At 59.5% G+C, this 7,344-nt stretch carries 7 protein-coding genes and 1 other annotated feature; of the genes, 3 read left to right on the top strand and 4 right to left on the bottom strand.

The features are described from left to right. The coding region (locus tag BM116_RS18235) for an integrase core domain-containing protein (protein WP_139222384.1) at positions 1-258 on the top strand (258 nt) is incomplete at its 5' end. 116 nt (positions 259-374) lie between these two features. Here the strand turns inward: BM116_RS18235 and BM116_RS18230 are convergent. From BM116_RS18230 to BM116_RS18215, 4 genes are all read right to left on the bottom strand, one after another. Then, positions 375-2,141, bottom strand: a complete 1,767-nt coding sequence (locus BM116_RS18230) for a protein-disulfide reductase DsbD (protein WP_175494059.1) — start codon at positions 2,139-2,141, stop codon at positions 375-377. Positions 2,142-2,293: 152 nt separating this feature from the next. Then, complete coding sequence (locus BM116_RS18225) at positions 2,294-2,752, bottom strand: DUF411 domain-containing protein (protein ID WP_083729380.1); 459 nt, start codon at positions 2,750-2,752, stop codon at positions 2,294-2,296. Positions 2,753-2,777: 25 nt separating this feature from the next. Further along, positions 2,778-3,050, bottom strand: a complete 273-nt coding sequence (locus BM116_RS18220; protein ID WP_083729378.1) for a heavy-metal-associated domain-containing protein — start codon at positions 3,048-3,050, stop codon at positions 2,778-2,780. 73 nt (positions 3,051-3,123) lie between these two features. Further along, complete coding sequence (locus BM116_RS18215; protein ID WP_083729376.1) at positions 3,124-5,445, bottom strand: heavy metal translocating P-type ATPase; 2,322 nt, start codon at positions 5,443-5,445, stop codon at positions 3,124-3,126. 432 nt (positions 5,446-5,877) lie between these two features. Between BM116_RS18215 and BM116_RS18210 the strand changes: the two genes are divergently transcribed. After that, positions 5,878-7,046 (top strand): IS3 family transposase gene (locus BM116_RS18210; RefSeq protein WP_090475317.1). Its coding sequence is split into 2 segments (ribosomal slippage): positions 5,878-6,163 and positions 6,163-7,046, totalling 1,170 coding nucleotides; the frame shifts between segments, so codons are not numbered across the junction. Continuing rightward, positions 6,156-6,272, top strand: a sequence feature (AL1L pseudoknot). (Overlaps the previous gene by 117 nt.) A 48-nt stretch (positions 7,047-7,094) precedes the next feature. Then, on the top strand, positions 7,095-7,344 hold a 250-nt coding region (locus tag BM116_RS18205), incomplete at its 3' end, for a transposase (RefSeq protein WP_139222383.1).

Raw genomic sequence — 7,344 nt, 5'->3', positions numbered from 1 at the left:
CTATGGCGATACCGGATGACCCAGAGCATGAGTCGGCGCGGAAACTGTTGGGATAATGCACCGATGGAGCGCCTGTTCCGTAGCCTGAAAACGGAGTGGGTTCCGACGGTAGGCTACATGACCGCTGCACTGGCTGAGCAGGATATAGGTCGCTACCTAATGCAATGCTACAACTGGACAAGACCACATCAGCACAACGGCCTCGTGCCGCCGGCTGTTGTAGAAGAAAAACTTAAATCACTGTCCGGGAATTGTTGACCACTACACACCGCCGGCTGCTCTGATGACAGTAGGCTGTAGCGGCGATTGCATTTCCGTTAGCCTGCTGGCCAGCCAGGGGTAGAACACGCCCCTCCAGAAGTGGAGGGGCTAATCTAGATTCGGCCGTTGGCTTGGTGCAGGCGTTTGACGAAACTCTCAGCGTCGGTTTCGCCAACAGTACGGAGATCTTGCCATTCTTCGCCATTGGGAGCGAATAACTGCAGTGCCGGTGGGCCGAACAGCTGGTAGCGGTCGAGCAGGGCGCGTTGCTCGGCATCGCTACGAGTTATGTCGAAGCGCACCAGTCGGTAACCGGTCAGTTGCTCACGCACGGCGGGTGCTGCCAGCACTTCTCGTTCAATTACTTTGCAACTGATGCACCAGTCGGCGTACCAATCCAATAGCAGTGGTTGGTCGGCATTTTTTGCTGACAGCAGAGCGGCATCCAGAGCAGCTGGTGTATCCACGGTCTGCCAGCCGGCGTTAGCGCCGCTCGGAAGTACGGCTTTGGCGTCCAGCTGACCCAGCGGTCGCAGCGGATCGGATTGACCTTGCAAAGCGCCGAGCCAGGCGCTGACACCGTAGACCAGTAGTGCCACACCGAGTAGTTGGGCGAGCCTTTGCCGGCCGGACTTGAGGGTGAACTCCAAGGCACCGAGCCAAATCGCGCTGCCAACTGCCAAAAGGCCCCACAAGGCCAAAGTCACTGGAGCGGGTAGCACGCGTTCTAGCAGCCATACAGAGACAGCCAGCAGCATCACGCCGAAAGCTTTGCGCACACCGACCATCCAGGTGCCAGACTTGGGTAGCAATGCTCCGCCGCCGATGGCGAACAATACCAACGGCGCGCCCATGCCCAACCCGAGGGCAAACAGCTTAAGGCCGCCACCCAGTGCGTCGCCGGTGGTGCTTATGTAGAGCAGTGCGCCGACCAGAGGGGCAGTCACACAGGGCGAAACCAGCAGGCTCGACAGTACGCCGAGCGTGGCGGCGCCCAACATTGAACCCCCGCGGGCCTGGCCGGCTAGGAGATCTAGTCGTTCGGTGATAAAGCGCGGCATGCGCAACTCGAATACGCCGAACATGGCCAGAGCTAAAACAGTGAAGAACATCGCAAAGGGCACCAACAGCCACGGTGACTGCAGGCGCGCTTGTAGGTTGAGGCCAGCGCCGAACATGCCCATTAGCGCACCAAGCAGGGCGAAGCTGGCAGCCATGGGGAGTACGTAGGCAAGCGATAGGCGTAATCCACGCGTTCCGCCGAGTTGTCCGCGTAATACCACGCCAGACAGAATTGGCAGCATCGGTAGCACGCAGGGTGTGAAAGTCAGGCCCAAGCCCGCCAGGAAGAACAGCGCCAGACTACGCCAGTCAATGGCGACCCCTTGTTGCAGGGCTGCAATGAGGGGGGGATCACCTACCTCGAAGCTGCGAATCTCTGGCGGATAGCACAGCCCCAGATCAGCGCAGCCCTGATAGCTCACCTGTAAGGTGAACGGTGTGTTCTGAGGGTTATTAACGGGTAGCAGCAAGTCGGTAACGCCGTAGAACACCTCGACATCGCCAAAAAATTCATCGGTTTTCGGTTCGGCCGCGGGCCATTGCGGGGTGCCAATTGACACTTGCGGGTGGTCGCTGGTGAATGCGAAGCGATGTTTATAGAGGTAATAACCCTCGGCATTTATGAAGCGCAGGCGGACGCTGTCCTTACCGGTTTCCAACAGGTCGAGGCGGAAGGCTTTGTCTACCGGAAGGAAATCCTGGCTGTTGTTCAGCGGAGTGCCGAACAGAGCCGACTGAGGACGCGAAGAATCAAATATCTCGGCGTTGGCTGGCAAGGCAAGCAGTAGCAGCAGCAGATACGGCAGGAGGCGGGACATAACCATCTCGCGGGCTAATAACGAAAAGGAGGTCTATTTCAGCTTGTTAACGGAGCCGGGATTTTTGAAGTGCGGGCTGGGGGGATGGCCTCCGCTGCGATTCAGTGCATCGCAGGATGCCAGCCAGTACCAGCCCGCCCGGCGAGTCGCTATTAATGCGCGGCTTGTTCCAGCGGATAATTGGCAATGACCCTTTCTCGGCCAGTGCGGGTTATTCCGATCACCTGGTACGGGTGTTTGACGTCGCCATACTCCATGCCTGGTGAGCCAGCCGGCATGCCTGGCACGGCGATGCCCAGCAGGTCAGGGCGCTTGCGAAGCTCCAGGATCTGCGCCACGGGCACGTGACCTTCAACGAACTTTCCATCGATCACGCCTGTATGGCAGGAAGCCAGACGCGGTTTCACGCCGAGGTCTTGCTTGACTGTGTTCATGTTGCGTTCGACGTGGTCGCGGACTTCGAAGCCGTTGTTCTCCAGGTAGGTAATCCAGTCCTTGCAGCATCCACAGTTGGCGTCGCGGTGCACATCAATGATCAGGGGTTGCGCGGCCTGGGCGGCGCCACTTAGCAGCAGAGCGGCGAGCGCCGCGGTAGTCAGTCTTCTGGACATAAAAAACCTGTTTTCAATGGTTTGCTCATTTGCAACAGCAGCCGCTGCTGCCACTGCATCCGGTTTTCTTCGCAGTGCTCGATGAGGCCGCCGGACTGCTCAGTTGAGCGGGGTATCCAGCATCACCCAGAGCGGCGACAAGCACATCGCTGTCGCACTCTCCGCTGACCCGCACACGGGCCGCTTGCAGGTCGACATCAACCTCGGTGACGCCTTCAACTGCGTTGAGCGCCTCGGTGACATGCAGGACGCATGAGCCGCAGCTCATGCCTTTGACGTTCAATTCAACGGTGCTCATGGCATCTCCTTGCGAGGTTGCTGTTGGGGTTGAGGCAATTCTCAACCTTGCCAAGGTGGCAAGGTCAAGAACCTCAATCGATTGATACTTTGCGCAGTCTCAAGGCGTTGAACACCACCGAAGCGGAACTCATGCTCATCGCCAGCGCTGCGATTATTGGTGACAGCAGGAGGCCAGTCAGCGGGTAGAGCAGGCCGGCTGCCAGAGGGACCCCCAGGGCGTTGTAAAGAAAGGCGAAGGTCAGGTTCTGGTGCATGTTGCGCACGGTGGCCACCGACAGGCTGCGCGCGCGCAGGATGCCGAGCAGGTCGCCCTTGACCAGCGTGACCTGGGCGCTGTTCATCGCCACGTCGGTGCCGGTGCCCATAGCAATGCCGATATCGGCGCGCGCCAGGGCCGGGGCGTCGTTGATGCCGTCGCCGGCCATGGCCACGCGGTGTCCTTGCTGTTGTAGCGAGGCGGTCAGGCGTTCCTTATCCTGCGGCTTGACCTCGCCGTGCACCTCCTCGATACCCAGTTCGCGGGCTACTGCTCGGGCAGTCGTCAGGCCATCGCCGGTGGCCATGATCACCCGTATGCCGTCTGCCTGCAGGCGCTGGATCGCCAGTTTTGAGGTCGGCTTGATCGGGTCGGCAACCGCCAGCAGACCGGCCAGCACGTTGTCCACCGCCAGGAACATGATGCTCACGCCTTCGCCGCGCAGTTGTTCGGCATGCGCCTTGAGTGGGCTGGCATCCACGCCGGCATCATTCATCAGCGCGGTGTTGCCCAACTGCAAGTCGCGGCCGTCAACCTTGCCACGCACGCCGATGCCGGAGGCCGATTCGAAGGTTTCAGGCGTGCTCAGCGCCAGGCCCTGGGAACGGGCATGATCGACGATGGCGTGGGCCAGGGGATGTTCGCTGCCCTGATCCAGGCTGGCGGCCAGTCGCAGTACCTCGTCCCGCGTGAAGCCGGGCGCCGCCTCGACGCTGTGGAAAGCAGGGCGGCCCTCAGTGAGCGTGCCGGTCTTATCGACGATCAGCGTGTCGATCTTGCGCAGGTTTTCTATCGCGGCAGCATCGCGGAACAGCACGCCGCTGCCGGCCGCCTTGCCGGTGGCGACCATCACCGACATCGGCGTGGCCAGGCCCAGGGCGCAGGGGCAGGCTATGATCAGTACCGCGACTGCGTTGATCAGACCGAACACCCAGCTCGGCTCCGGACCCCACAGGCCCCATACCACGAAGGTCAGGATAGCAATGGCGATGACCGCCAGCACGAAACGCCCGGCAATGACGTCGGCCAGCCGCTGCATTGGCGCCTTGGAGCGCTGCGCCTGGGCCACCATCTGGACGATCTGCGCAAGCATGGTCGAGCTGCCGACCTTTTGTGCCTGCATCACCAGGCTGCCGTGGCTGTTGAGGGTAGCGCCGATTAGGCTGTCACCGGCGCGTTTCATGATCGGCACCGGCTCGCCGGTCAACATCGACTCGTCCACCGCGCTTTCGCCTTCCACCACCAAGCCATCAACCGGCACTTTTTCGCCTGGGCGCACCCGAAGCTTGTCGCCGCTGTGCACATGGGTGAGGGGAATGTCCTCTTCGCTGCCATCGGAATTGATCCGTCGCGCGGTCTTGGGCGCCAGGCCGAGCAGCGACCTGATCGCCGCCGAGGTCTGCGAGCGCGCCTTGAGTTCCAGGATTTGGCCGAGCAGGGTCAGCGAGATGATCACCGCTGCCGCCTCGAAGTACACGCCGATGCGTTCACCCTGCATGAAGTGGTCGGGGAATACGCCGGGCGCCAGGGTGGCGATCAGGCTGTACAGGTAGGCGGCGGAGGTTCCGAGGCCGATCAGCGTCCACATGTTCGGGCTACGGTTGATGAACGATTGCACGCAGCGCACGTAGAAGGGCCAGCCAGCCCAGAGCGCCACAGGGGTGGCCAGTGCCAGTTCGACCCAGTTCTGCGTGGCGCCGTGGAACGGACTGAGGGCATGCCCGCCCATGGCCAGCACGGTGACAATCACGGTGAACGGCAACGTCCACCAGAAGCGTCGAGAAAAGTCCCTGAGCTCCGGGTTGTCCTCTTCTTCCAGTTCGGGCATGACCGGCTCCAGGGCCATGCCGCATTTGGGGCACGTGCCTGGGCCGATCTGCAGTATTTCGGGGTGCATCGGGCAGGTGTATTCGGCGCCGTGATCGACGGTCGGCGTCTCGCCATGAGCATGCCCGGCATCCAGATATCTGCTTGGCTCGGCAGTGAATTTTTCCAGACAGCGCTGGCTGCAGAAAAGCAGTTGTTGGCCGGCGTGGCTGGTCTGATGCGGGCTGTCGGCTTTGACCGTCATGCCACAAACAGGGTCACGATCCGATGGGGTCTGAAGTGTGGGGTGTGGCTGATTGGCCTGAGACATTACCGCTCCTGTTAAACCCTGCGGGCACTCGGAGATATTTTATATAGAGTACCCGCGAACGGCTGACATTGGCCTGACCCAAGCATTACATTTCTGTAAGCCTGTGGCGGGTTTTCGCTCTCGGGTATCCGTGCATGCCGCCAGCATATGGCCCTATATAAATAATTAGTTAACTTACTAAGTTGTAATAATCGATTCAATGTCCTTACTGGAGCCTTTCCTGAAAATTACATTATGGTTATTTTTTACTGCTTGCTGCTCATGGGATCGGCTGCAGCATGAGCTGTATTGTTGACTGCCAGGACAGCGCGGCGATGAGCGAAGTTTTATTGACGAAGTTCGAGCGAACGCATCAGCCAAGGCATGTGTGTCGATTTACCACATGAATCACACCGGGTTTCGTGGAGGCCTCAACTCTTGAGAGAATGAGGCATGAAGAAATCCAATAGCTACTCCCCTGAAGTCCGTGAACGTGCTGTGCGCATGGTTCTGGAGAACTTGAAGGACTACCCATCCGAGTGGGCAGCCATCGAGTCCATTGCACCCAAAATTGGCTGTGTCCCACAGACGCTGCATGGCTGGGTGCGCAAGCACCAGACCGACAACGGCCAGCGACCCGGTCAGACGACTGAGGAGCGGGACCGCATCAAGGCCCTGGAGCGCGAGAATCGTGAGCTGCGTAAAGCGAACGAGATCCTCCGCCTGGCCAGTGCTTATTTTGCCCAGGCGGAGCTCGACCGCCGCAACAAACCCTGAACGGCTTCGTCGACGAATATCGTGACCGTTACGGAGTCGAGTCGATCTGCCGAGTGGTGCAGATTGCTCCGTCCGGTTACTACCGGCATGCAGCTCGAGCTCGCCAGCCAGCGCTACGCAGCATGCGGGCCAGACAAGACGAGCTGCTGAGTAGTGAGATCCAACGCGTCTGGGATGACAACATGCAGTGTTATGGCGTCGTGAAGGTGTGGAAGCAGCTACATCGAGAGCGTATCAACGTCGCGCGTTGCACAGTGCAAAGGTTGATGCGCCGGCTTGGGTTACAGGGTGTTCGCCGCGGCCAGATAATCCGTACTACGGTGCCTGATGGGAAGCTTGTATGCCCGCTCGACAAGGTCAATCGCCAATTCCATGCCAGTCGCCCAAACGAGCTGTGGGTCTCAGACTTTACCTACGTTTCAACGTGGCAGGGCTGGCTGTACGTGGCCTTCGTGATAGATGTCTTTGCACGCAGAATCGTTGGCTGGCGCGTCAGCAACAACATGAAGACTGAGTTCGTGCTGGATGCGCTGGAGCAGGCGCTGTATGCAAGGCAGCCAGGACGATCAGATAATCTGATCCACCATAGTGACCGTGGCAGTCAATACGTCTCCATCCGCTACACAGAGCGTCTCGCGGAGGCCGGAGTAGAGCCCTCTGTTGGTAGCAAAGGAGACAGCTACGACAACGCTTTGGCTGAGACCATCAACGGATTGTACAAGGCGGAACTGATACACCGGCAATCATGGCGGAGTCGCGAAGCAGTAGAAATAGCCACCCTGAAATGGGTTCACTGGTTCAATCATCAGCGCCTTCTGGGATCGATTGGACTGAATCGCCCCTAGTTTCGTAGACACCTCCTGGCCTCATAATACGGCCCACTAGGAGGTGCCATGAGCAATCCGCGTTATCCCGAAGAATTCAAAATCGAAGCAGTCAGGCAGGTGACCGAACGAGGTCTGCCGGTGGCTGAGGTAGCGTCTCGTTTGGGCATGTCGACCCACAGCCTGTATGCCTGGGTTAAGCGCTACAGCAAACCTGAAAAGCAACGCGTGCAAGAAGACGAGCAGCAAGCTGAGCTGCGTCGTCTGCGTGCCGAACTCAAGCGCGTGACCGAAGAGCGAGACATCCTAAAAAACCGCC

The sequence above is a fragment of the Halopseudomonas pachastrellae genome (assembly GCF_900114765.1).
In the GTDB taxonomy this organism is placed as follows: Bacteria; Pseudomonadota; Gammaproteobacteria; order Pseudomonadales; family Pseudomonadaceae; genus Halopseudomonas; species Halopseudomonas pachastrellae.
This window is presented reverse-complemented; position numbering and strand designations above follow the sequence as displayed.